Source organism: Pseudarthrobacter sp. H2, assembly GCF_050157045.1.
GTDB lineage: Bacteria > Actinomycetota > Actinomycetes > Actinomycetales > Micrococcaceae > Arthrobacter.
This window is the reverse complement of record NZ_CP189594.1, coordinates 484,290-508,954: the sequence shown is the minus strand read 5'-3', so window position 1 is coordinate 508,954 and position 24,665 is coordinate 484,290. Positions and strand designations below refer to the sequence as shown.

Here is a 24,665-nt window from a genome sequence, read left to right as displayed (position 1 = left end):
GCGGAAACGGGAGGATCGAAGTATGAATCCGCACACTCCGCACCCAGGTGAAGGCCAGGACCCCTCCGAGGCTCCCTCCGGCCTCCCCCAGCACGCAACAGGCCCGTCCGGCAGCACGCCTGCCGACAATACTGCCGCCGGCGCGCCCGCTGCAGGCGAGCCCCGGCCCGAGGCGCCGCCGCTCTATCCGCCGGGCGCCCCGGCCGGTCCCGGAACGCCACCCCCGCCGCCGTACTTCGGCGCGGCACCTCCGCAGGGCGGCGTCCAGCAACCGAACTTCTTCGACTGGGTCCGCAGCCAGGGAATCCACCGCGGCCGCGAGCGCTGGATCGGTGGCGTCGCCAGCGGCATCGCCCAACGGCTCGGCATCGACCCCCTCATTGTCCGCGGCGTCCTGATCGTGCTGACGGTGTTCGCGGGCGTCGGCGTACTCCTCTACGGCCTCGCCTGGGCGCTGCTGCCCGAACCGGACGGACGCATCCACCTCCAGGAGGCCGGCGCAGGCCGATGGACCGCCGGCATGACCGGAGCGCTGGTCACCACGGTCATCGGCTTCCCAGGCCTCGGCGGCGGCGTGTGGGGCTGGGAGGGGCACGGTTTCGGTGCCTTCGTCTGGACAGTCTTCTGGGTGGGGGGCGCCATCTACCTCATCTACTACCTGACCCAACGCAACAAGACCAGGAACGGGACCATCCCCATGGCCTCGCACCACGGGCCCGGCGGCCCGGTCAACCTGGCCAAGACAGCCAGCGCGGGCAGCACCGGCGCCGCCACCTTCGCCGCCCAGTCCCCGGGCCAGGGCCAGGGCCAGGCCTGGGGGCCGGGGACCGCAGGCCCCACGCTTCCCCCGCCCGGCGGCTACAGCCCAGTGCCCGGCGGCTACGGCCCGATGCCCGGCGGAACTCCTGCCCCGGCTGCCAAGCCCCGGAACCCGGGCCCCGGCACACCTGCCGTCGCGGTCACCGCGGGGCTGGCCCTGCTGGTGGGCGGCGGCATCAAGGCCCTGGACACCGCCCACGTGATCAATCTCGGCAACGCCGGCAACGCCGTGGTCTGGGCGGCCGGAGCGGCGGTCCTCGGCCTCGGGATCCTCTTCGCCGGACTCAGGGGCCGCACGTCCGGCATCCTCGGCTTCTTCGCCGTCGTCGCCCTGGTCCTCGGGGGGACCTTCAATGTGCTGCCGAACGCCGACAGGTTCCGCGCCCAGAACGCCGACTGGACACCATCCGGCATGGAGCAGGCCCGCAGCGGCTTCGAGATCACAGGCGGGACCGGCACCGCAGACCTGACCCAGCTCGCCCTGAACCCTCCCCTGGGTACCGACGTCGTCGTTCCCATCCACGCGACAGCCAGCAACCTGACGGTGGTCATCCCGGCCACGGTGCCCGTGCACATCGAGGCGGACATGACCATGGGCAACCTCAACGAAGCCAACGGAAACCACAGCGGCATGACGACCCGGCAGAGCGACTACAACGCAGGCAAGCCCGGAGCCCGGCTGGTCCTGAAGATCTCCGGCACCGTGAGCAATGTGACCATCCAGGAAAGGAACTGACATGAGCAGCTATGACCCGCCGGCAGGAAGTACGCCAGGATCGCCGGCTCCCCTCCAGCCCGAAGCGCAGGATCCGGAAGCGCCCAAAGGGCAGATGCAGGCAGGGCAGGTGCAGGCACAGCAAGTGCAGGACGGAGTCCGCTTGCCGGCCCGCGTCGGCACGGTGGTCTGGGGGCTGGTTGTGCTGGCCCTGGCCGCCCTGATCATCATCGCCGGGCTGGGCATCGTTGCCCTGGACGGAACCTATGTCCTGATCGGGCTGATGATCGGAGCCGGGGCCGCCCTGGTGGTCGGGGGCCTCCTGTCGGCCCGGGGACGTGACAAAGAACCAACAAGAGGGAAGTCTTGAACCATGGATAAGTTCTTCAGCACCGTCAGGGGCCTTGGCCTGAAACGTGGACCGCAGCGCTGGCTGGGCGGAGTCTGCGGCGGGATCGCAGCCAAACTGAACGTGGATGTGGCCTACGTCCGGATCGCGTTCCTGCTGCTGGGCCTGCTCCCCGGGCCCGCCTTCGTCGTCTACCTCGCGGCGTGGCTGTTGCTGCCGGACCAGCGGAACGCCATCGCCCTCGAATCCTTCCTCGCGAAGCGCTCCAACCGGCCCTGACGGCCGCTTCGCCGCCACAGCCCCGGGAGCCCCGGGACCCCGGCCGCCGGCTCGGCCACCCAGGTCCCGGCCTGGCCCGAGCCCCTGGTGCCCCTGCCACGACGGCAGGGGCACCTCCTGTAACCGTTTGTGTCGTGGCCCACACTCCCCACTAGACTCTAGGTGAGCTCAGCGTGGCGCTCTGCCTGTATACCTTCGAACCAGGATTTGAGCCGAGACATGAAAATTGGAATCCTCACCAGCGGCGGAGACTGCCCCGGACTGAATGCCGTCATCCGTGGCGCCGTCCTGAAGGGCATCGCCGTCCACGGCCAGGAATTCGTAGGCTTCCTGGACGGCTGGCGCGGCGTCGTCGAGGGCGACACCATCGACATCCCCCGCGCCATGGTCCGGGGCATCGCGAAGCAGGGCGGCACCATCCTGGGGACGTCCCGCACCAACCCCTTCGACAACGGCGGCGGCCCCGACGTCATCAAGGCCAACATGGAGCGGCTGGGCATTGACGCCATCATCGCCATCGGCGGCGAAGGCACCCTGGCCGCGGCGAAGCGGCTGACCGACGCCGGACTGAAGATCGTCGGAGTCCCCAAGACCGTCGACAACGACCTCGACGCCACCGACTACACCTTCGGCTTCGATACCGCCGTCGAGATCGCCACCGAGGCGATCGACCGCCTGCGCACAACGGGCGAATCCCACCACCGCTGCATGATCGCCGAGGTCATGGGCCGGCACGTGGGCTGGATCGCGCTGCACGCCGGCATGGCCTCGGGCGCGCATGCCATCCTGATCCCGGAGCAGAAGGCCTCGATGGACCAGATCACCGAGTGGGTCATCTCCGCCCGGGACCGCGGCCGCGCGCCGCTCGTGGTCGTCGCCGAGGGGTTCGTCCCCGAAGGCCAGGAGACGCCCCACTCCGAACGCGGCCTGGACACCTTCGGCCGCCCGCGCCTCGGCGGCATCGCCGAACTGCTGGCCCCCGAACTTGAAGCCCGGACGGGCATCGAGACCCGGGCCACGGTGCTCGGCCACATCCAGCGCGGCGGGGTTCCGACCGCCTTCGACCGGGTCCTCGCCACCCGGCTGGGGATGGCCGCCATCGACTCGGTAGTGGACCGGCGCTGGGGCACCATGGTGTCCCTCAACGGCACCGACATCGTGCACGTCGGCTTCGAGGCAGCACTTGGCAACGTGAAGGCGGTCCCGCAGGACCGCTACGATGAGGCCGCGGTCCTTTTCGGCTGAAGCTGCTTCGCCCAGGCGCGGCCTCGGCCAGGAGTGCTTCAGCCCGCCGCGGGCGGGCCCCGGCGGGCGGACCCCCGCCGGTGGGTAGGGTTGAGTCATGACTCTTGAGCCCGGTTCCGCTGACATCATCCAGCTTGCGTGGGCGCGGCATCTGGGATTCGACGACGCCGACTTCGCCGCCGCCGCCGGCGCCCGGCTCACCCGTGCGGATGATTCGCGCCGCTCGGTCGACTTCGTCCGGCTGTTCGGCAGTTCCGCCCTTGTCGGGCCGCAGTGGGCGCTCGATGCCGCCGCCGGGATCCCTGACGAGGAGCTCGCCCAGCATGTCACCCTCCTGACCGTCACCCGGCCGCACGGCGGGCACGGCCTGGGTGCGGCGGCACTCTTCTTTGCCGACGAGCTGCCCCTGCTGCAGCCCGCCGAGGAGCTCACCGTCTCGCACGGGAACCCCGAGGCCGTGTTGCTGGAAGGCCGCTGCCCGCCCGATGATGTGAATGAGGTCCGCCTGTCCGGGCTGCCGCACCGCTTCACCATCATGCGCGACGACGGCGGGCCGGTGCCCGTGGCTTGCGGCGCCTATGCGGAATGGGAGGGGATCCTGGCGGACCTCGGCGTGCTCGTGGACCCGGACTGGCGCCGCCGCGGGCTGGGCTCGCTGGCCGCCTCGATCGCGGCCCACGAGGCCCTGGCCTCGGGGCTGACACTCCAGTGGCGCTCCGATGTCAGCAATAAGGGCTCACTGGCCATCGCCCGGAGCCTGGGCTTCGCTGCCGGCGGCATCCTGACCAGCGTGCGGCTGGGCTGACCAGGATGCCTGCCTGCGTCAGCTGGGTTTGATCTGGGCCCGCCCGCCGTCTGACGTCCCGGCAGCGCCGGCTTCCAACGTCCCGGCAGCACCGGCAACGCCGGCATCCAACGTCCCGGCAGCAGCGCCGGGCGTCCCCCAGCCGTGCACCGGCTTGGGCTTGGCGAAGAACAGGACCGCGGCCGCGCCGAGCAGGATCACGGCGGCGGGCAGCAGGATCGACTGGCCCATCGCCGTCGAGAATCCCGCGTGGAGCGGCCCGGGCAGCGAGCCGCCGAAGGCCATCGGGCTGCCCTGGCCGGATCCTCCCGGGGCAGCGGGAAGTTCCGCCGCCAGCCGGGCCTGGATCAGGACCGCGATCGCGGCGCTGCCGAGGACCGCACCGATCTGCCGGGTGGTGTTGTACACGCCGGAGCCGGCCCCCGCCTGCCGGGGCGGCAGGTTGCGGGTGGCGGTGGAGCTCAGGGGCGCCCAGATGCCGGCGTTCGCGAAGCCCAGCACGGCGCTCGGGAGCAGGAACAGCCAGATCGGCGTGTCCGGGTGCATCAGGGCGGCGTTCCAGAACAGCGCCGCCGACATCAGGAGCAGGCCGCCCGCGGTGATGTACTTCGGGTTGACCCGGTCGATGATCTTGCCGACGACGGGTGCGAGTCCTCCCGAGATCAGCGCCATCGGGACCATCATGAGGGCCGACTGGGTGGGGGTCAGGCCGCGGACCATCTGGTAGTAGAAGATCAGCGGCAGGCTGAAGGCCGTGACCGTGAAGCCCACCGTGGTGATGCCGATGTTGGCCAGCGAGAAATTGCGGTCCTTGAACAGACCCAGCGGCAGCAGCGGTTCGCCGTTATAGAACCGCGGGTTCACCCGCTGCCAGAACACGAACGCCGCGAGGACGAGGATCCCGGCGATGATGAGTCCCCAGACCGTGACGGGGCCGGTGATGGTGCCCCAGTTGAACGTCTCGCCTTCCTGGATGCCGAACACCAGCAGGAACAGCCCGACGGCGCTGAGCAGCACGCCGGGGATATCGAACTTGTGCGGGTGGGTGCTCAGCGCGGGGACGAAGCGCAGGGCAACGAAGAAGCCCGCGATGCCCACCGGAACGTTGATGAAGAAGATCCATTCCCAGCCCAGCCCGTCCACGAGGACGCCGCCCAGGATCGGGCCCACCAGTGTCGCGATGCCTGCCGTGGCGCCCCAGATGCCCATGGCGGCGCCGCGGCGGTCCGGCGGGAAGATCCGGGTGATGACCGCCATGGTCTGCGGCGTCATGAGCGCGGCTCCCAACCCTTGAAGCACGCGGGCCTCGATCAGGGTCCGGACGTCACCGGACAGCCCGCACCAGAGCGAGGCGACGGTGAAGACCACCAGGCCGGAGAGGTAGAGCTTCTTGGGGCCGAAGCGGTCACCGAGCCTGCCGGTGATCAGCAGCGGGACGGCGTAGGCGAGCAGATACGCGCTCGTCACCCAGATCACCGAATTGATGTCGGCGTCCAGGCCTTCCATAATGCGTGGATTGGCCACCGAGACGATGGTGGTGTCGATCAGGATCATGAAGAAGCCGATCACCAGCGACCAAAGGGCAGGCCACGGCCTGGTTACGTTTTCCATGGGATTCCTTATTGTGCTGGGAGATGTGTTGCGGTGCCTGCTACCGCGGCCGGGCCATGCGGGCCGGGGTCTGGGCTAACAACGCCCTTTGGCCGCACCAGCTCCTCCCCCGCACCCAGGAAGTCGGACTGCTCCTGCAGCCGCCGGGTGAGCGCGTCCCGGCCGGCCGGCCCCGAAGGCCGGCCCCGAAAGGTCAGCCGAAGAGGGCCAGGATGTCTGCCCGCGCGAACATCTGCGCGGCGACCCGGGCGGAGGGGGTCCCCGCATCCGCGTCCGCGCCGGCGTCGAGCAACTCGCGGGCGACGTCCGCGTAGCCCTTGAACACCGCCCCGGCCAGGGGCGTCTGGCCCCGGTCGTTGGCGGCATTGGGGTCGCCGCCGTGCTGCAGGATCAGCCGGACAGTGTCCGGGTGGCCGTGGTAGGCCGCGAGCATGAGCAGGGAGTCCCCGGCGGCATTGGTCAGGTTGGCGGGGGCCCCCGCTGCCAGGTGGCTGCCGAGCAGCTCCGAGTTGCCTTCCCGCGCCGCGTCGAAGAGCGCATGGGCCAGGGCCAGCGTCTCGTCATCGGGTCCGCCGGCGGCGCCGGGCGGGTTATCGTCATTGCCCACGTCGTGATTGCCCACGTCGTCCTTGCTCAAATCGTCATTGCTCAATGCGTCCCCCTCAGGAATCCGGTCTGGCGCCCCACGACCTGCCCGGCGTCGGGAGCCACGATGACTTCCTGCGCCGCGGTGTAGGGCTCTTCGCCGTCAAGGACCGTCAGGACCTGGTCCGGGGCGACGGACCGCTTGATGACGGCCAGGGCCACGGGGCCCATCTCGTAGTGCTGCGCCACCGAGGTCACGGTGCCGACCTTGCGGTCGCCGGCGCGGACCTCGCTGCCGACGGTGGGCATGGTGTGCTGCGAGCCGTCGAGCTGCAGGAACACCAGGCGCCGCGGCGGGTGGCCCAGGTTGTGGACGCGGGCGATGGTTTCCTGGCCCTTGTAGCAGCCCTTGGCCAGGTGCACGGCGGTGCGCAGCAGGTCCAGTTCGTGCGGGATGGTCTTGTCATCGGTTTCCGCGCCCCACCGGGGCCGCCAGGCCGCGATGCGCAGCGCCTCGGCGGCCCAGGCGCCCGCCAGCGGCCGCCCGTCCGCCGTCGCCTCGAGGTCAGCGGCCGGGACCAGGTATTCGAACCACGGCCGTTCCAGGCCCGGGTGGGAGTCCTCGCCCACCACGGCGTAGGAGTAGCCGCCGGGGCCGACGTGCGGCCAGGGGTCCTCCCAGACGAGCAGCTGCGCCCACTCCGGGACGCGGCGGGTGGCGCCGAGCACGGCCCAGTCCGCGGAAACGTCGGCGATCTCGACCCGGAGCATGAACTTCATCCTGGTGAGCCACTCGGCCAGCGGCGCCGCCTCGGCGGCTTCGACGATCAGCCAGGTGGTCCCGCCGTCGTCCACCACCCTGGCGTCGAATTCAATCCGGCCCTGCACGCTGAGCAGCAGCAGTTCGCTCGACTGGCCGGGGGCGAGGCCGGTGAGCTGCTGGGATGACAGGGTGTTGAGCCAGCTCAGCCGGTCCGGCCCGGTGACGGTGACGACACCGCGGCAGGACAGGTCCACGACGGCGGTGCCCGCGGCCAGCGCCCGCTGCTCGCGCAGCGGCTCGCCGTAGTGGGATGCGACGCCGGCGTCGGCGCCGCCGGCCTCGACGGCGCCCGGGCGCGACAACAGGGGGCTCTTGGTAGTCATATGTAGTAGAAGTCCTCAGGGCTCAGCGGTATTCCGGATTTTCGAAGTCGAAGCGGGTGCCCGACTTCCAGGCCTCGGGAAGGTTCCCGTAGGCCGGGATGCCGCCGGCGTCCTTGAGCATCCGGGCCAGGTGGAGCAGGTTCCAGGTCATGAAGGTGGTGTTGCGGTTCGTGAAGTCGGTTTCCGGACCGCCGGAGCCTTCGTCGAGGTAGCTCGGACCGGGCCCCACCGGGCCGATCCAGCCGGCGTCGGCCTGCGGCGGGACGGTGAAGCCGATGTGCTGGAGGCTGTAGAGGACGTTCATGGCACAGTGCTTGATGCCGTCCTCGTTGCCGGTGATGAGGCAGCCCCCGGCCTTGGGGTAGTACGCCCACTGGCCCTTGGCGTTGAGCTCGCCGGAATGGGCGTAGAGCCGTTCGATCAGTTTCTTGGTCTGCGAGGAATTGTCCCCCAGCCAGATGGGTCCGGCGACGACGACGATGTCCGCCTCCCGGACGGCGGGATAGAGCCCGGGCCACTCGTCGGTTTCCCAGCCGTGCTCGCGCATGTCCGGGTAGACGCCGCTGGCGATGTCATGGTCCACGGTCCGGATGACGCGGGTGCTGACGCCCTGCTTCTCCATGATGCGCCGGCTGATCTCGATCAGGCCCTGCGTATTGGATTTCTCCGGGGACTTTTTGAGCGTGCCGTTGAAGAAGACGGCCGACAGGTCGCTGTAGTCGGACCCTGATTCATTTGATGCGGCATTCACTGTGTTGCTCCCTGCACTCGCTGCGGACAACGGAAAACGGGTGAGACCTCCAGCGCCAGCCGGCTGTTCAGCTTACTTTCTTGAGGATGGCGGAGGCGTGTGCCTCCAGGCCGCCTCCCGCCGTCGTGCCCTTGCCGGCGGCAACGTCCCAGCGCCAGAGCAGGTTCCCGTCCACGAGCCCGAAGATCCGGGTGGCCGCCGTGTATTCCTTGGAGTGGCTGCCCCGCATCACCATGTCGGTGCTGAGCTGGATCTGGGGTCCCTTGATCTGGCCGTAGTACAGCTCGGAGATCCCGCCCGGGTGCGCGATGGAGACGGAGATGTTGAAGCCGCCGTCCTCGTTCCGGAGGGCTTCGACCTCGTCGGCGCTCTTAAGCACGGGCACGATGTCAGCCGGAACCAGGCCCGGACCGCCGTCCTCTTCCCGCTGCTCGCGCTCAAGGGCCCAGAAACCGGTCTCGACCGTGAGCGGACGCAGCTTGGTGCCCTCGTCGTCGGTCAGCCAGCTCTCGGCGCGGTACTGCAGGTACGGCAGGCCGTTATGGGTGAAGGAGACGTGTTGCACGAAGTGCCCGGAATCCTCTTCCCCCGCCCCCAGCCGGCCACGGCCCTCCCACTCACCGATGAGCCAGGACAGGGGAACGATTTCGGGCGTCAGATCAGTAGGAATTTCAATCGGCACGGCAGCGACCTCTGGAAACTACAGGTTCTGGACGGGGTGCGGTTCGGGCTGTTTACCGCTGGCCCTTGAAGAGGCGCCAGACCACGAAACCGGCAAACCAGGCCATGGAAAGGCTCGCAACACCGAGCAGAACGAGGAAGAAGATTTCATATGCAAGTACGGACATGATGCCATCCTAACGCGTTAGTAGATAAGTAGTTTGTCTATGAAGTACGCCAGGGAACCGACGGCGGAGACCGGCCCCAACGCGATGCCCACGGCCGCCGGGAGGTTCAGCGGCTCACCGTGCAGGACCACCAGGCGGCGGAAGCTCACCAGCACGGCGCCCACCACAATACCCGCGACGGCGGCCGGGATGACGGCGATGTCGGAGAACACCAGCCCCGCCAGCGGGCCGGCCAGCCCGGCGCCGGCGATGCCCAGCGGGGCCACCACCCGGTCCGGCCAGCGGATCAGCCCGGCGAGGAGCGCGATGGCGGCGCTGACGGCGGCAACGAGGAACATTTCCCGGACCCCGTTGAAGCGGGAGCAGGCTATCCAGCCGGCGCCCAGGCAGGACAGCAGCACGCCGACGCAGGAACCCAGCGTCGACTCGAGCCGCTGCGCCTGGCCGGTGCCCCGGAGCAGCTGCATGACAAAGACGGCCAGCACCCCGGCCGCCAGGAACGCGGGGGTCCAGTCCAGAAATGCCGGAGCCGGCACGTAGGCGGCGGCCACCGCCGAGCCCACCCCGGGCAGGCCGATCAGCGCGGCGAGGGTCTTCTTGGCGGGGATGCCGAGGAAGTGCGGCCAGCCGATGCCCACGCCGACGGCGGTGAGCACCGCTACAGCCAGCAGGGCCTGCGGTGAGGAGTAGGCGCCGGCGACCACGGCTGCGAGCCCGGCCAGGCCGATGACGCCGATGCTCCACCACTTCACTGCTTCCCCGCCATCGTCGTACCTACGCTCATTGCGGACCCCAATTCGACTTGGCTCGTCTTCAGCAGGGCCGCGGGGCCCTGACGGATCAATCCTGCCCTATGTGACCGTTTTATGTCGCAAGGGGAGCCGCCGCCGGTGACGGGACCATGTCCAGGATGCGGCATTTGGGTATACTCGGATGAAAGCCCGGTTCAGACGCCCAACGATGCGCGGACACCCTTGGAGGAACCATGTCGCACATCCTGCTCCTGACGAACAGCACCGGATCATCGGTGGACGTCCTGCCTGCTCTGGAACTTTTGAACCACCGCGTGCATATCCTGCCCGCCGAGCCCACCGCACTGCTGGATACCGACCCCTGCGACATCGTCCTGCTGGACGCCCGCAAGGACCTGGTGGGCGCCCGCTCCCTCACCCAGCTGCTGAAGGCCACGGGCCTGAGCGCGCCGCTGATGCTGATCCTCACGGAGGGCGGCATGGCCGCTGTGTCCTCGGCCTGGGCCGTGGACGACATCGTGCTGGAGTCCGCCGGACCGGCAGAGGTCGAAGCCCGCATCCGCCTCGGCGTCGCGCGGGCCGTTCCGGAACAGGACCCCGCCCCGACGGAGATCCGCGCCGCCGGCGTCGTGATCGATGAGGCCAGCTACACCGCCCGCGTCAACGGGGCGGCACTGAACCTGACGTTCAAGGAATTCGAGCTGCTCAAGTACCTCGCGCAGCACCCGGGCCGGGTCTTCACCCGGGCGCAGCTGCTAACCGAGGTGTGGGGCTACGACTACTACGGTGGCACCCGCACGGTGGACGTCCATGTGCGGCGGCTGCGGGCCAAACTCGGCGCCGACCACGAGAACCTGATCAGCACGGTGCGCAACGTCGGCTACCGCCTGACCCTGGTCCGCCAGCCCCAGGAAGAACTGACCGAAGCCTGAGCGGACCCGCCTGGCAGATGTGGCGAATGGCGGATCAACAGCGCCCCAGCCAAGGGTGGGGCGGCGATGCGCCGCAGATGGTCGCTTGGTCTGGGTGCATGGTGGTCGGCGCCCGGACGCGCGGCGATTTGCCGGAAACGGCCGCCAAGCCAACGTGCTTAGCGGCCGTTTGCGGCAAGTGAGCGAACTTAGGGGGCCAGGCCGCCGTCGCAGGCATAAGACAGCCGGTGCGTATCGGAGAAGAGTCCGGGGCTTTCGCATCTGCGCCTGCGCCCGCGCAGTTCGTGCTTCGGTGGAGGACATACGGGTCGAACGTATCGCGGCCACCCCAGTGGTGGATCCCCCTCGCATCCTGCCCAACGAACTTACTCGGAAGAGCAGGTGAGATAACGACTATACGTCCCCGCTCCGGAACCTTCAAATCCGCTCGGGATCCGGGGCGGACGTATAGCCTTGCACCATGAGCCCTGCGCATCCGGAGAACTGGCCCGTCCTTGTCACCAGGGGAGCTGTGGCCGAACAGTTGCTGAGCGACGTCCGGGGCCTTGCGGCCGCCGCCGAGGAATCCGACGGCAACCCGCCGCTGTCCGAGCAGACCCTCGTGACGCTGCGGGCCGCCGACGCCGGTGACCACTCCCTCCTGACGCTGGCCCTGTACTCCCCCGACGACGGCGCCGGCGAAAAGCCCGGGACCGCGCAGGCCGGGACGGCGCAGGACCTGGCGGGCGTCGCCGTCGTCGTCGAGGAACCGGACGGCACGGGCGTCCTGGAGGTGGCCGTCCACCCGAGCTACCGCAACCAGGGCGTGGCGGACCGGCTCGTGCGCGAACTCAGGGACACCCGCGGCTTCGGGGGCCTGCTGGCCTGGTCCCATGGCAACCACGAGGCCGCGGCGGAACTCGCCGCAAGGTACGGCTTTGGCCCCGTGCGCGAGCTGTGGAAGATGCGGCTCAGCACGGCGGCGGCGCAACTGCCCGGCGTCGACCTGCCTGACGTTGTCCTGCCGGAGGTTGTCCTGCCTGATGTCCTCCTGCCGGCGGGTGTGACGCTCCGCGCCTTCGTGCCGGGCCGGGATGAGGACGACTGGCTTGCGGCCAACAAGGCCGCCTTCGCCCACCACCCGGAGCAGGGCAACATGACGCGTGCCGACCTGGACGCCAGGATGGCCGAGCCGTGGTTTGATCCCGCCGGTTTCCTGCTGGCCGTGGACGGCCCGGGCGCCCTCCTGGGGTTCCACTGGACCAAGGTGCACCCCCGGCATGGCGGCCACCCCGCGATCGGCGAGGTCTACGTCGTCGGCGTCACCCCGGCGGCGCAGGGCACCGGGCTGGGCAAGGCGCTGACAGTTGCCGGCATCAACTACCTTCAGGGCCTGGGGCTGCACGCCGTCATGCTGTACGTCGATGCGGACAACATTCCGGCCGTCTCCCTGTACCGGCGGCTCGGCTTCACCCGCTGGGACGTGGATGTGATGTACGGGCCGTTGCCCGGGGGCTAACCCACGCGGCGGACGGCCCGGCGTCCCGTCCGCCGCGCAGGCTCCCCGCGCGCTGATTGCTTGTAAGGTTGAAACTAAACCGCGCCGGCACTAGGAGAGACCATGCAACGGGACACTGCCCGGACAGCTACGCCGGAAACCGGGACTGCTGAACCAGCCACCGCGAAACCCGCAACCCCGGCGCCCGCAACACCCGCGGCCGCAACACCGGCGCCCGCAACCCCGGAAAACGCGACGATTCCGGCGCGTGCACGCTTCGGTTCCTCCGAGGTGCCGGCCTCGCGCGCCACCCAGGACCGGATCGACATCCCCGAGTTCGCCCCCAACCTGGAACCGGACGGCGAGATCAGCCCGGACCGGTTCCTGGACCGGGAACTGAGCTGGCTCGCCTTCAACTCCCGTGTCCTGGAACTGGCCGAAGACCCGGACCTGTACCTGCTGGAGCGGGTCGGCTTCCTGTCCATCTTCGCCTCCAACCTGGACGAGTTCTTCATGGTCCGCGTCGCCGGGCTGAAGCGCCGGATCGCCACCGGCCTCGCGGTGCCCTCCCCCGCCGGGCTGAGCCCCATGCAGGTCCTGGAGCAGATCGGCGAGGAAGCCCACCGGCTGCAGCAGCGCCATGCCCAGGTCTACGCCGAACAGATCCGCCCCGCCCTGGCCTACGAGCACATCCACCTCATGCACTGGGAGGAACTGGATTCCCAGGCCCAGGACCAGCTCAGCGCCATGTTCGCGGAGAAGGTCTTCCCGATCCTGACGCCCCTGGCCGTGGACCCGGCGCACCCCTTCCCCTACATTTCCGGGCTGTCCCTGAACCTGGCGGTGGTGGTCCGCAACCCGGTCAGCGACAAGGAACTTTTCGCCCGCCTCAAGGTCCCGGACCAGCTGCCCCGGCTGATCTCCGTGGACGGGCCCCGCGCCGGCTCCATTCCGGGCAGGGTGGCACGGTTCATCGCGCTCGAGGAAGTCATCGCCGTCCACCTGGACCAGCTGTTCGCCGGAATGGAGGTGCTCGAGCACCACACCTTCCGGGTCACCCGCAACGAAGACGTCGAAGTGGAAGAGGACGACGCCGAGAACCTGCTGCAGGCGCTGGAAAAGGAACTCCTGCGGCGGCGCTTCGGCCCGCCCGTGCGGCTCGAGGTCACCAACGACATCAACCCCAACATCCGGGCCCTGCTGATCCGGGAGCTCGGCGTCGAGGAGTCCGAGGTCTACACCGTCCCGGCCCCGCTGGACCTCCGCGGCCTCTCCGTCATCGCCGGCATTGACCGGGCTGACCTGCACTACCCCAAGCACGTCCCGCACACCTCGCTGTACCTCAACGAGTCGGAAACCTCCAAGCCGGCCAACATCTTCGCGGCCATGCGCCGGCGGGACATCCTCCTGCACCACCCCTACGATTCCTTCTCCACCTCCGTCCAAGCCTTCCTGGAACAGGCGGCCTCGGATCCCAAGGTGCAGGCCATCAAGCAGACCCTGTACCGCACCTCCGGCGACTCCCCGATCGTCGATGCGCTGGTCGACGCCGCCGAGGCCGGCAAGCAGGTGCTGGCGCTCGTGGAGATCAAGGCCCGCTTCGATGAGCAGGCCAACATCTCCTGGGCCCGGAAACTGGAGCAGGCCGGCGTCCACGTGGTCTACGGCATCGTGGGCCTCAAGACCCACTGCAAACTGTCCCTCGTGGTGCGCCAGGAAGTGGACGGGCTGCGCCGCTACTGCCACATCGGCACCGGCAACTACCACCCCCGCACGGCACGCTACTACGAGGACCTGGGCCTCCTCACGGCCAACGACCAGGTGGGCGAGGACCTCTCCAAGCTCTTCAACCAGCTCTCCGGCTACGCACCGAAGTCCACCTTCAAGAGGCTCCTCGTGGCGCCGCGCTCGGTCCGGTCCGGCCTGATCGACCGGATCGAGACGGAAATCCGCAATGCCAGGGCCGGCCTCGCCGCCCGCGTCCAGATCAAGGTCAACTCGATGGTGGATGAAGGCATCATCGATTCGCTCTACCGGGCCTCCCAGGCCGGCGTCCCGGTGGACATCATCGTGCGCGGCATCTGCTCCCTCCGCCCGGGGGTTCCCGGGCTCAGCGAGAACATCACCGTCCGCTCCGTCCTGGGCCGGTTCCTGGAGCACTCGCGCGTGTTCGCGTTCGCCAACGGCGGGAACCCCGTCGTCTACATCGGCTCGGCCGACATGATGCACCGCAACCTGGACCGCCGCGTGGAGGCCCTGGTGCAGCTCAGCAGCGGGTCTGACACGACCTACGTCCTGGACGTGCTGCGCCGCTACATGGACCCGGGCACGGCCAGCTGGCACCTGGACAACCGCGGGGAATGGACGCGCCACCACCTCGGCGAAGCGGGCCGGAACCTGGAGGATGTGCAGTCCTGGCTGCTCGCCTCCCGCTCACGGCAGCGCGCTGCTGGTCTGCGGTAGGGACTCTGGCATTGAGTAGCGATACGCTGGTTGCGGACCAGACCGACCACCCCGGCGAGGCGATAGCCGTCACCGCGGCAGGCGCGCTGCCGTGGCGCCTTGACCCGGGCGACAAGGCGAAGCTTGAGGTCCTGCTGATCCACCGCCCGCGGTACGACGACTGGTCCTGGCCCAAGGGCAAGATCGATCCCGGCGAGACCATTCCCGAGTGCGCCACCCGCGAGGTGGACGAGGAAATCGGCCTCAAGGCGCCGCTGGGCATCCCGCTTCCGCCGATCCACTACCACGTGCCCGCCGGGCTGAAGGTGGTCCACTACTGGGCCGTCGACGTCGACGGTGCCCCGCTCCTGCCGGACGGCAAGGAAGTGGACTCCGTCATGTGGTGTCCGCCGGAGAAGGCGGCCCGCCTGCTGAGCAACCCGAGCGACGTCGGCCCGCTGGACCATCTTGTGGCCGCGCATGCCCGGGGCGAACTGGAGACCTGGCCGCTGCTGATCGTCCGCCATGCCAAGGCCAAACCGCGGTCCTCCTGGAGCAAGGCCGAAGGGGACCGCCCGCTCGCTGCCACCGGAATGCGGCAGGCGCAGGCGGTCGGAAGGCTCCTGCAGAGCTGGAAGCCCGGCCGGATTGTCTCGAGCCCCTGGCTGCGGTGTGTGGCCACGATCGCCCCGTATGCCAAGGCCTCGGACGCGAAGGTGAAGGTGAAGCTGAGCGAGGCCCTCACCGAGCACCGGCACGCCCGGCACCCGCACAAGACGGCCGGCGTCGTCGAAGCCATGTTCGACAAGCAGCGGGCCGTGGCGCTCTGCACGCACCGTCCCGCCCTGCCCACGGTCCTGGCGCAGCTTGGCAAGCACATGAGCTCGCGGCTGCGGACACTGCTGCCGTCCGCGGACCCGTACCTGGCGCCGGGCGAAGTCATCGTGTGCCATGTTGCGCGGTCGAGCAAGAACAAGGTGGTGGCGGTCGAGCGGTTCAGGCCCTTCGACGACTGAGGTCCCTGACGGCGGGCGCTTAACAGTGGGCGCTTAACAGTGCGCGGGACCCGGCGGAGACCTCAGTAGACTGGGACGGTGAGCATTCCAACGCCCTATGAAGACCTGCTGCGTGATGTCCTGGAACACGGCACCCACAAATCCGACCGCACCGGGACGGGCACCATCAGCGTGTTCGGCCGCCAGCTGCGCTTTGACCTGGGCAAGAGCTTCCCCCTGATCACCACCAAGCGCGTCCATTTCAAGTCCGTTGCCGTGGAGCTGCTCTGGTTCCTGCGCGGGGAGTCGAACGTGAAGTGGATGCAGGACCAGGGCGTCACGATCTGGAACGAATGGGCCGACGCCGAGGGTGAACTCGGCCCGGTCTACGGCGTCCAGTGGCGCTCCTGGCCCACCCCCGACGGCGGCCATATCGACCAGATCGCGGAGCTGGTGGAGAACCTCAGGGCCAATCCGGATTCCCGCCGCCACATCGTGTCGGCCTGGAACGTTTCGGAACTCAAGAACATGGCGCTCCCCCCGTGCCACGCGTTCTTCCAGTTCTACGTGTCCGACGGGAAACTCTCCTGCCAGCTGTACCAGCGTTCGGCGGACACCTTCCTGGGCGTGCCGTTCAACATCGCGTCCTACGCGCTGCTGACCTGCATGCTGGCCCAGCAGACGGGCCTGGAACCCGGCGAATTCGTCTGGACCGGCGGCGACGTCCACATCTATGACAACCACATGGACCAGGTCCTCAAGCAGCTGGCCCGCGAACCCTACGACTACCCTCAACTGAGAATCACCCGCAAACCGGACTCCATCTTCGACTACACCCTCGATGATTTCGAAGTGGTCGGATACCAGCACCACCCGACGATTAAGGCCCCGATAGCCGTATGAGCAACCACGAAAACCCGCAGCAGGACCCGGCGCCCACCCCCTTCACCGAGGACCTGGCAGCTTCGCTCACCGGCCTCGGCGTGATCTGGGCCCAGACCAGCACCGGCGTCATCGGCAAGGACGGCGGAATGCCGTGGCAGCTGCCCGAGGACATGAAACACTTCGCCCGGCTCACCACCGGCCACCCGGTCATCATGGGCCGGAAAACCTGGGAATCCTTCCCGGAGAAGTACCGCCCCCTCCCCGGCCGCACCAACATCGTCATCACCCGCCAGGAGGGCTGGGGCGGCACGCCCGGGGCCGAGGGCGCCACCGCGGTGAAGTCCCTCGACGATGCGCTGCTCGAGTCCCAGTTCGCGCCCGGCCACGACATGGTCTGGATCATCGGCGGCGGCAACATCTTCGCCCAGTCGATGGACCTCGCCGACGTCGCCGTGGTCACCACGATCGATTCCACGGCCGAAGGCGACACCTTCGCCCCGGAACTCGGCTATGACTGGACCACCGGCGCGTCCCTGCCCTCCGACGGCTGGCTGACCGCCGCCAACGGCACCCGCTACCGCATGACCCAGTGGCGCCGGACCAAGGGCTAGCAATGCTGAAAAAACCCGAAACCCTCTTCGTCCTGGGCTACATGCTGCTGCCCCTGCTGGCGCTGCTCTCCGCGGTTGTGGGGCTCACCATGATCCTGGGCGGCAACAAGATCCTCGGGGCGGTCGTGCTGGTGGTGGTGACCCAGGTCTTCACGTTCGGCGCCGTCTTTGCGCTGCGCAAGCGGAAATCGGCGCTCCTGCTAGAGCAAGGCACAGGGCAAGGCACTAAGCCGGCGCCGTAACCGACTGCGCTCCCGGCGCTCCAAAGTCTAAACTGGGCCAATGACTACAGCAGCTACTCCGTCCGTTGGACTGGTCGGTTGGCGTGGCATGGTCGGCTCCGTCCTGATGCAGCGCATGCAGGACGAGGGCGACTTCGCCAACATCAACCCCGTATTTTTCTCCACCTCGAACGCCGGAGGTGCCGCCCCGTCGTTTGCCGGTCCCGCCGGCGGCGACGCAGGCAAGCTCGAGGACGCGTTCGACGTCGACACCCTGGCGAAGCTGCCGATCATCGTCACCGCCCAGGGCGGCGACTACACCAAGCAGGTCCACGGCGAGCTGCGCGGCCGCGGCTGGGACGGGCTCTGGATCGACGCGGCCTCCACCCTGCGCATGAACGACGACTCCATCATCGTGCTGGACCCGGTGAACCGGGACGTCATCGACGCCGGCCTTGCCGGCGGCGTGAAGGACTACATCGGCGGCAACTGCACCGTCTCGTGCATGCTGATGGGCCTCGGCGGCCTGTTCCGGAACGGCCTCGTCGAGTGGGGCACCTCCATGACGTACCAGGCGGCTTCCGGCGGGGGTGCCCGGCACATGCGCGAGCTCCTGAGCCAGTTCGGCACGCTCAACGCCGAGGTCAGCAGCGAACTGGAGGACCCGGCGTCGGCCATCCTGGAAATCGACCGCAAGGTCCTCGCGCACCAGCGCACCGACATCGACGCGACCCAGTTCGGCGTCCCGCTGGCCGGCTCCCTGATCCCGTGGATCGACGCGGACCTCGGCAACGGCCAGTCCAAGGAAGAGTGGAAGGCCGGGGTGGAGACGAACAAGATCCTCGGCACCTCCGGGGCCGACCACATCATCATGGACGGCCTGTGCATCCGGATCGGCGCCATGCGCTCCCACTCGCAGGCGCTCACGCTCAAGCTCCGCGAAGACATCCCCGTCGCCGAGATCGAGGCGCTGCTGGCCAAGGACAACGAGTGGGCCAAGGTGGTGCCCAACACCAAGGATGCCTCGATGGCGGACCTCACCCCGGTGGCGGCGTCCGGGACCCTGGACATCCCGGTGGGCCGCATCCGCAAGCTCGAAATGGGCCCGGAGTACATCAGCGCGTTCACCGTGGGCGACCAGCTCCTGTGGGGCGCCGCCGAACCGCTGCGCCGCATGCTCAACATCGCCACCGGCACCCTCTAGACGAGTAATTCCAAGGGGTCTTCCTGGCGTGGCTTTGACGGTAGCGGGCAAGGGTGTCCAGAATCGGCGTACCCTACGTCGAACTTGGAGGCTCACGTGGAAACCGATCTGGACACCCTTGCAACAGCATTCTATGCCGCCGCCGATGACCTGCTGAAGGCGCATCCGGAACGGGTCCCGGCCCGGCCCCGGATCGGGATCAGCCCGCGGATCACCGATGCCGAGCTGATCACGCTGGCCGTGATGCAGGCGTTGCTTGGCTTTACCAGCGAGGCCCGGTGGCTGCGCCATGCCCGCACAGCCCTGCGCACGATGTTCCCGTATCTGCCGGGCCAGTCCGGGTACAACAAGCGGCTGCGCCGGCTCTTTCCGACCATGAACTGGCTCATTGGCGTGCTGACGGAATGGAATGACATCTGCTGTGACGATGTCTGGGTGGTCGATTCGACCCCGGTTGAATGCGCCCGGTCCAAGGAAACCGTCCGCCGCTCGGAAATGGCCGGGTGGGCCGAATACGGCTACTGCGCCTCCCACAGCCGGTATTTCTGGGGCCTGCGCCTGCACCTGGTCTGCACCCTGCACGGGCTGCCCATCGGGTACGCCCTCACCGGGGCCAAGGCCGACGAACGCCAGACCTTCCTGGACATCCTCGCCGGGACCCCGGCGATGGCCAGGGTCCGTGCCGACGGGCACCGCCAGATCCTCATCGGGGACAGGAACTACTACGGTGCCGGGTTCGAAGAAACGATCGACCAGGCCGGGATCGAGCTGCTCCGCCCTGCCCGCACGGGGGAAGAACCACGGGCAGGATCCCGGTTCTTCAAGCCCCTGCGGCAGATCATCGAATCCATCAACGACACCCTCAAAGGCCAGCTCGACCTCGAACATCACGGCGGCCGCATCCCGGCAGGCGTCACCGCCCGGATCATCCAGCGCCTGCTGGCCATGACCGCGGCGATCTGGCACAACGACCATACGGGACAGGCCGTCCGCCGCTCACTCACCGCCTACGACCACTGACCCCTTGGAATTACTCGTCTAGGACTTTCCCGAAGCCAGGAATTTCCGGTACTTCGCGGCCTGCAGCCCAAAGGACTTTTGGGCGGCAGGCCGCAGTCCGTTAAGCGTGTCGAAGGGTTCGGGCACGACGGCGGCGCCCGCGCCGTTCCCTGCCACCGCCCAGGTGCCGACCACCTCGCCGCCGGCCACAATGGTCCGCTTGAACATCCCGTTGCCGCCGGGCACGATCTTGTTCGAATGCTCGGCCGGGAGCACGAGCGAGCGGTCCGCGTAACCCAGCAGGAACTCATCAAAGCCCGGCAGTGCCAGCACCGAGCGTGCGCCGGGGACGGCGCCGTCGAGCAGTGCGGCCGTCGCCGGCGAGAGCCAGTAGCTGGTCCCCTCGAATTCGAGTTCCACCAGTTCCTGCCGCACGCCGGCCAGGGCGGCGCGGACCTCCGTCAGCGGGATGCCGGACCACCAGGCGAAATCACGTTCCGTGGCAGGCCCGTGGCTGCGCACATAGCGCAGCAGCAGCTCGGAAATACCCGCCCCGCGGTCCAAGGTCCTGGACTCCGTGATCCACTCGTCAAATGCCACCACCAGTTGCTGCTTGCCCCGCAGCGGGCCCTGCACGAGCCAGCCGCGCTGGCAGAGGATTCCGAGCAGGTGGATCCCGCGCTGGCCCGCCGTGGACTGGCCGGCCGCCTGGAAGGCCTGGAACAGCTCCTCGCGTGTGGCCGCTCCGCCGCCGGAGACCAGCCGCAGCGCCGCCCCGCGGGCGGCCTCGACGTCATCGGAGGTGATTCCCAGCTGCCGGTGGCGTCCGGCCCTGCCTCGGATCAGGCGCTCGGAGGTGAGAGCCAGCATCCACCGCAGGTCCTCGGGGGCGAGCAGGTGCAGGGTGCCGCGCATCGGCCAGGAACGGACAATCTCTCCGCGGTCCAGGGCCGCACGGATGTCCCCGATGCCGGCGCCCGGGACCCGCTGCCCGACGGCCCACAGCGCCCCCTGGAGGTCCTGCGCCTGCATGGCGGCCATCCACCGCACGGCGTTCGGGACGGTCCTGCTGCCCGGCAGTCCCGGCAGTGCCTGCAGTGCCTGCGGGGTGTCCAGCAGTCCCTGCGAGGCGAGCCGCAGCCGGCCCATGATCCCGCGGCTGAGGCGGGTGCGCCCCCTGACTCCAGGGCTGGGCCGGCGCGCTGTTACTGCCATGGACCCATCGTAGGACCGGGGGCCGACAATCGCATGCTCCTGCTCGCGCACCGGCTGCTCACAGCCGCCGTCCAGCAGGCTTCCCTACCCTTGAGAGATGACCATGAGTGAGATGTGGCCGCAGCTGCGGCCCCTGTGCAGGAAGCTGGCCCTGCTGGGCTGGGCCGCCAGCGCTGCCGGCATGGCCGCCGGACTCGCCGTCGCGATCGCGAGCGGCACCCGTCTCTCCCCCATGATGAGCACCATGCAGCTGGTGGCCGGAGTGTGCATGGCGGTGTCCGTGGCGAGCTTCGTCACGGCGGCTGCGCTCCAGCCCCGGTCCGCAGCGCGGCGGCAGGACGGGCTGCGGGACCGGGATCTCCGGCCCGGTGATCTCCCCCACCATGATTTCCGGCATAGTGATTTCCAGCACGACGCCGGCGAGTTCCCGGCAACGGTGCAGAGTTTCCTGCTCGGCTCGCTCGCGCTGCTGGTTGGCGCCGTCGCTTTCGCAGGCGCAGGGCTGGTGCTGCAGAGCGGCCCCAGCGCCCAGTCGGTGGCGTTCTGCCAGGTCTTCCTGCTCGGCGCGGCTGCGTCCGGCTTCACCTTTATGCTGTTCAGCAGGCTCGTGCCGCCCCGCGGCAGGAACCAGGCCTAGGAGACGTCGGGGCAAAGGCAGTACGTCACCCGGTTCCACGGTTCGTGGCCAGGGGACGCAAAGCGCTCCTCGATGCGACAATTCCCTGGCGCGGCCGGTATTCCGGCTCTTCCCGACGCCGGAGTTTCCCCAGGTTTGGCGGCCGCGCCCGGCGGGTCGGCCAGAACGCCCGGTGATTCCCAGCGTCGTGGTTTCAAAGCTGGTGAAATTCAGCACGCACCTCTGAGCGGGGCAAGTTTTCGGCCGGCCAGGAGCCGGAACCCGGCTCTAGAGTTCGACGCCGATCAGCAGCGGCTCGGGGTGCAGCTCGATCCCGAAGCGTTCGACGACGCCGCGGCGCACCGCGCGGGCGATGGCCAGCAGGTCCGCGGTGCTCGCCCCGCCGCGGTTGGTGATGGCGAGGGTGTGCTTGGTGGACAGCGAGGCCCGTCCGCCGGACACGCTGTCCGGCTCAAGCCCGTAGCCCTTGCCGAAGCCGGACTTCTCGATCAGCCAGGCCGCCGAGAGCTTCACCAGCCCGTCCGCGCCGGCCGGGTAGCGGGGAGCGCCCTCCGGAAGCCGGTCCGCGACGCCGGCCGGAACGATCGGATTCGTGAAGAAGGATCCGGTGGAGTAGGTGTCCCGGTCCGCCGCGTCCCACACCATGCCCTTGGACGCGCGGAGCCGGAGCACCTCGCGCCGGACGTCATTGGAGTAGGCCCGCCGGCCCGGCTCCACGCCCAGCGACCGGGCCAGCTCGGCGTAGCGGACAGGGGCGCTCATCCGGCCCAGCGGCAGCTGGAACTCCACGGTGAGCACCACATAGCGCGGCGAGCCGCCGACGGTGTTCTGTTTCAGCACGGAGTCCCGGTAGCCGAATTTCAGCTCCGAGTTCGTGAAGGTCCGCACGGCGTTGCGTTCCCGGTCCCAGGTGCGCACCGCGGCGATCGTCTGCGAGACGTCGGAGCCGTAGGCGCCGACGTTCTGCACCGGGGTGGCCCCGGCGGCGCCCGGGATGCCGGACAGCGCCTCGATGCCGGACCACGCGTGCAGCACGGCGTGCCCCACGAAGTCGTCCCAGTTATGCCCGGCCTGCACCACGACGGCCGCCCCGCCACAGGAGTCCTCCGCGTCGACGGTGAACCCCTCCGAGGCGATCTTCAGCACCGTGCCGGGGAACCCGTCGTCGGACACCAGCAGGTTGGAGCCGCCGCCGATGATCAGCAGGGGCTCTGCGGCGGCGTCGGCCGAACGGACGGCGTCGATGACTTCGGCCTCGGTGCGGGCTTCGAGGTAGCTGCCGGCGGGACCGCCGACGGCGGCCGTGGTCAGGGCGGAAAGCAGAGTCTGGGTCACCTGACCAGCCTAGCCGGGATCGCGTGCCTGCCTGAAAGGCAGGACACTGCAGCCGCCGGCTACACCGGCAGCTTGCGGGCCACCGGGGAGAGCAGGAAGCTGACCACCAGCATCACCATGACGGCCAGCAGCGAGTGCAGGATGCCCACGTGTTCGGCCAGCAGGCCCAGTAGCGGCGGACCGCAGAGGAACGCGCCGTACCCGATCGTGGAGACCACGGAGACCCGCGCGGCGGCCCTGGCCGGATCGTCGGCGGCGGCGGACATGCCCACCGGGAACCCCAGCGAGGCGCCCAGCCCCCAGACGGCGAGCGCCACGAAGGCCAGCCATGGGACGGGGGCGAAGACGAACAGGCCAAGGCCCAGGACGGCGAGGGCGGCGCACCAGCGCATCACCGGGACGCGGCCGAAGCGGTCCAGGACGAGCGTCCCGGCGAAGCGGCCCACCGTCATGAACGTGACGAACAGGCCGTAGCCCGCGGCCCCGGCGGCCTCGGACTGGCCGTGGCCGTCCGCGAGCGCCAGCGCCACCCAGTCCCCCGCCGCGCCTTCGGCCAGGGCCAGCCCCAGCACGAGGACGCCCAGCAGGAGCGTCCGGCGGTCCCGCCAGGCCTGCGCGATCTGGCGCTTGTTGTCCAGTGGTTCCGCGGCCGTGCCGGTGTCCGGACGGATGACGGGCAGCGGGCCGGTGGACGGGTCCTCGAAGGTGTCCGGTCTGGCCGGCTTGAAGCCATGGTCCTGCAGCGGCGTGATGTCGGCGCGGAACCAGCGGGCGGCCGTGGCCACGGAGCCGGCCACGATCGCGCCCACCGCGGCCAGATGCCAGAAGACCGGGACCCCGGCCCCCGCGGCCCAGGCGCCCAGCCCGGCGCCCGCGACGGTCCCGAGGCTGAAGGACCCGTGCAGCCGGGGCATGATGTGCCGGCCCACCGCCCGTTCCACCGCGGCGCCCTCCACATTGGAGGCCGTATTCCAGCTGGCGGTGCCCAACCCGATGACGGCCAGGCCCGCGGCGACCGCGAGCGGGCTGGCGAGCACGGAGGTGCCGAAGCCGGCCAGGACGAGTCCGGCGCCGACCATGATGCTGCCGATCCGGATGGTGCGCCGGGAGCCGAAGCGCAGCACGATCAGGCCCGAGGCGGAGACGGAGATGAAGGAGCCCACCGTCATGCACAGCAGCAGCAGCCCGACGGTGCCCGGGGTCAGCTCGAGGCCGTTGCGGATCGCCGGCAGCCGGGACACCCAGCTCGCGAAGGCAAGGCCGCTGAACCCGTAGGCGGCAACCACGGCATTGCGCCACGCCGTGACTTCGGCGGCCTGGGGAGCGCGCCGGCTCACCGCACGCCCCAAGCGCTCAGCCCAGCCTGACGACGGCCTGCGCCTTCACCAGCACCTTCTGGCCGGCCGAGACGACGGTGAGGTCCACGCGGGCGGTGCCCGCCTCGGCGTCGAGCGCGCCGATGGCGCCGCTGACCTCGATCACGGCGCCGGGTTCCGGCGTTCCCGTGGTGTCGGCCACCGGGACGGGCTTGGTGAAGCGGGTCTGGAAATCCACGACGGCGGCGGGGTCGCCCGCCCAGTCGGTCACGAGCTGGACGGCCGCACCCATGGTGAACATGCCGTGGGCGATGACGCCGGGCAGCCCGACGCCGGTGGCGAAGGCCCCGTTCCAGTGGATGGGGTTGAAGTCCCCGGACGCGCCGGCATACTTGACCAGGTCCGTGCGGGTGACCTCGATGCTGCGGCTGCCGATGTCCTGGCCGACCGTGAGTTCTGAAAATTTGGGGCTCGTGGATGCAAGGCTCATG

The 24,665-nt window shown here is 69.3% G+C and carries 25 protein-coding genes; 15 read left to right on the top strand and 10 right to left on the bottom strand.

The window, feature by feature from the left end:
* Window positions 1–22: 22 nt before the first annotated feature.
* From ACQCSZ_RS02425 to ACQCSZ_RS02405, 5 genes are all read left to right on the top strand, one after another.
* Window positions 23–1,555: a PspC domain-containing protein gene (locus tag ACQCSZ_RS02425; protein WP_427006551.1), complete on the top strand. Its 1,533-nt coding sequence runs from the start codon at window positions 23–25 to the stop codon at window positions 1,553–1,555.
* 1 nt (window position 1,556) lies between these two features.
* On the top strand, window positions 1,557–1,904 hold the full coding sequence (locus ACQCSZ_RS02420) for a hypothetical protein (protein WP_427006550.1): 348 nt from the start codon (window positions 1,557–1,559) through the stop codon (window positions 1,902–1,904).
* A 3-nt stretch (window positions 1,905–1,907) separates the two neighbouring features.
* Window positions 1,908–2,162 (top strand): PspC domain-containing protein, encoded by a 255-nt coding sequence (locus ACQCSZ_RS02415; RefSeq protein WP_211876731.1) that lies wholly within the window; start codon window positions 1,908–1,910, stop codon window positions 2,160–2,162.
* Window positions 2,163–2,381: 219 nt separating this feature from the next.
* Window positions 2,382–3,407, top strand: coding sequence for a 6-phosphofructokinase (locus ACQCSZ_RS02410; RefSeq protein WP_427006549.1), 1,026 nt, complete (start codon window positions 2,382–2,384; stop codon window positions 3,405–3,407).
* 97 nt (window positions 3,408–3,504) lie between these two features.
* Window positions 3,505–4,212, top strand: a complete 708-nt coding sequence (locus tag ACQCSZ_RS02405) for a GNAT family N-acetyltransferase (protein ID WP_427006548.1) — start codon at window positions 3,505–3,507, stop codon at window positions 4,210–4,212.
* Window positions 4,213–4,230: 18 nt separating this feature from the next.
* Here ACQCSZ_RS02405 and ACQCSZ_RS02400 read toward each other — a convergent pair whose 3' ends face one another.
* From ACQCSZ_RS02400 to ACQCSZ_RS02375, 6 genes are all read right to left on the bottom strand, one after another.
* Window positions 4,231–5,823: a DHA2 family efflux MFS transporter permease subunit gene (locus ACQCSZ_RS02400; RefSeq protein ID WP_427006547.1), complete on the bottom strand. Its 1,593-nt coding sequence runs from the start codon at window positions 5,821–5,823 to the stop codon at window positions 4,231–4,233.
* Window positions 5,824–6,016: 193 nt separating this feature from the next.
* Complete coding sequence (locus ACQCSZ_RS02395) at window positions 6,017–6,430, bottom strand: ankyrin repeat domain-containing protein (RefSeq protein ID WP_427008469.1); 414 nt, start codon at window positions 6,428–6,430, stop codon at window positions 6,017–6,019.
* 41 nt (window positions 6,431–6,471) lie between these two features.
* The gene (locus tag ACQCSZ_RS02390; protein WP_427006546.1) at window positions 6,472–7,554 is read right to left on the bottom strand and encodes a YgfZ/GcvT domain-containing protein; all 1,083 of its coding nucleotides are present in this window, start codon (window positions 7,552–7,554) and stop codon (window positions 6,472–6,474) included.
* Between the two features lie 22 nt (window positions 7,555–7,576).
* Complete coding sequence (locus tag ACQCSZ_RS02385; RefSeq protein ID WP_427006545.1) at window positions 7,577–8,305, bottom strand: flavodoxin family protein; 729 nt, start codon at window positions 8,303–8,305, stop codon at window positions 7,577–7,579.
* A 67-nt stretch (window positions 8,306–8,372) separates the two neighbouring features.
* Entirely contained in the window at window positions 8,373–8,987 is a 615-nt protein-coding gene (locus ACQCSZ_RS02380; protein ID WP_427006544.1) for an FABP family protein, read from the bottom strand.
* 183 nt (window positions 8,988–9,170) lie between these two features.
* The gene (locus ACQCSZ_RS02375) at window positions 9,171–9,905 is read right to left on the bottom strand and encodes a permease (RefSeq protein ID WP_427006543.1); all 735 of its coding nucleotides are present in this window, start codon (window positions 9,903–9,905) and stop codon (window positions 9,171–9,173) included.
* Window positions 9,906–10,138: 233 nt separating this feature from the next.
* Between ACQCSZ_RS02375 and ACQCSZ_RS02370 the strand changes: the two genes are divergently transcribed.
* The 9 genes from ACQCSZ_RS02370 to ACQCSZ_RS02330 all read left to right on the top strand — a co-directional run bounded on the left by ACQCSZ_RS02370 (window position 10,139) and on the right by ACQCSZ_RS02330 (window position 19,692).
* Window positions 10,139–10,837 carry a winged helix-turn-helix transcriptional regulator gene (locus ACQCSZ_RS02370; protein WP_427006542.1) on the top strand — a complete coding sequence of 233 codons (699 nt, stop codon included), beginning with the start codon at window positions 10,139–10,141 and terminating at the stop codon, window positions 10,835–10,837.
* A gap of 460 nt (window positions 10,838–11,297) precedes the next feature.
* Entirely contained in the window at window positions 11,298–12,335 is a 1,038-nt protein-coding gene (mshD, locus tag ACQCSZ_RS02365; protein WP_427006541.1) for a mycothiol synthase, read from the top strand.
* 102 nt (window positions 12,336–12,437) lie between these two features.
* Window positions 12,438–14,777 (top strand): RNA degradosome polyphosphate kinase, encoded by a 2,340-nt coding sequence (locus ACQCSZ_RS02360; protein ID WP_427006540.1) that lies wholly within the window; start codon window positions 12,438–12,440, stop codon window positions 14,775–14,777.
* Between the two features lie 11 nt (window positions 14,778–14,788).
* A complete protein-coding gene (locus ACQCSZ_RS02355; protein WP_427006539.1) occupies window positions 14,789–15,772 on the top strand; it encodes an NUDIX hydrolase in 984 nt (327 codons plus the stop codon).
* A gap of 78 nt (window positions 15,773–15,850) precedes the next feature.
* Complete coding sequence (locus ACQCSZ_RS02350; protein WP_427006538.1) at window positions 15,851–16,654, top strand: thymidylate synthase; 804 nt, start codon at window positions 15,851–15,853, stop codon at window positions 16,652–16,654.
* Window positions 16,651–17,247: a dihydrofolate reductase gene (locus ACQCSZ_RS02345; protein WP_427006537.1), complete on the top strand. Its 597-nt coding sequence runs from the start codon at window positions 16,651–16,653 to the stop codon at window positions 17,245–17,247. Before ACQCSZ_RS02350 ends, ACQCSZ_RS02345 begins: the two co-directional genes overlap by 4 nt.
* A gap of 2 nt (window positions 17,248–17,249) precedes the next feature.
* Window positions 17,250–17,489 carry an NF038396 family protein gene (locus ACQCSZ_RS02340; protein ID WP_427006536.1) on the top strand — a complete coding sequence of 80 codons (240 nt, stop codon included), beginning with the start codon at window positions 17,250–17,252 and terminating at the stop codon, window positions 17,487–17,489.
* A 40-nt stretch (window positions 17,490–17,529) separates the two neighbouring features.
* On the top strand, window positions 17,530–18,672 hold the full coding sequence (gene asd, locus ACQCSZ_RS02335) for an aspartate-semialdehyde dehydrogenase (protein WP_427006535.1): 1,143 nt from the start codon (window positions 17,530–17,532) through the stop codon (window positions 18,670–18,672).
* 96 nt (window positions 18,673–18,768) lie between these two features.
* Window positions 18,769–19,692, top strand: a complete 924-nt coding sequence (locus tag ACQCSZ_RS02330; RefSeq protein ID WP_427006534.1) for an IS982 family transposase — start codon at window positions 18,769–18,771, stop codon at window positions 19,690–19,692.
* Between the two features lie 18 nt (window positions 19,693–19,710).
* Here ACQCSZ_RS02330 and ACQCSZ_RS02325 read toward each other — a convergent pair whose 3' ends face one another.
* A complete protein-coding gene (locus tag ACQCSZ_RS02325) occupies window positions 19,711–20,886 on the bottom strand; it encodes a winged helix DNA-binding domain-containing protein (protein ID WP_427006533.1) in 1,176 nt (391 codons plus the stop codon).
* A gap of 97 nt (window positions 20,887–20,983) precedes the next feature.
* On the opposite strand from ACQCSZ_RS02325, the gene ACQCSZ_RS02320 reads away from it, so the two are divergent.
* On the top strand, window positions 20,984–21,523 hold the full coding sequence (locus ACQCSZ_RS02320; protein WP_427006532.1) for a hypothetical protein: 540 nt from the start codon (window positions 20,984–20,986) through the stop codon (window positions 21,521–21,523).
* Window positions 21,524–21,790: 267 nt separating this feature from the next.
* On the opposite strand, the gene ACQCSZ_RS02315 is transcribed toward ACQCSZ_RS02320, so the two are convergent.
* From ACQCSZ_RS02315 to ACQCSZ_RS02305, 3 genes are read right to left on the bottom strand one after another with little or no spacing between them, the layout of a single operon-like run.
* A complete protein-coding gene (locus ACQCSZ_RS02315; RefSeq protein WP_427006531.1) occupies window positions 21,791–22,858 on the bottom strand; it encodes a UDP-N-acetylmuramate dehydrogenase in 1,068 nt (355 codons plus the stop codon).
* Window positions 22,859–22,917: 59 nt separating this feature from the next.
* On the bottom strand, window positions 22,918–24,195 hold the full coding sequence (locus ACQCSZ_RS02310) for an MFS transporter (protein WP_427006530.1): 1,278 nt from the start codon (window positions 24,193–24,195) through the stop codon (window positions 22,918–22,920).
* Window positions 24,196–24,211: 16 nt separating this feature from the next.
* Window positions 24,212–24,664: a MaoC family dehydratase gene (locus ACQCSZ_RS02305; protein WP_211876772.1), complete on the bottom strand. Its 453-nt coding sequence runs from the start codon at window positions 24,662–24,664 to the stop codon at window positions 24,212–24,214.
* Window position 24,665 lies beyond the last annotated feature (1 nt).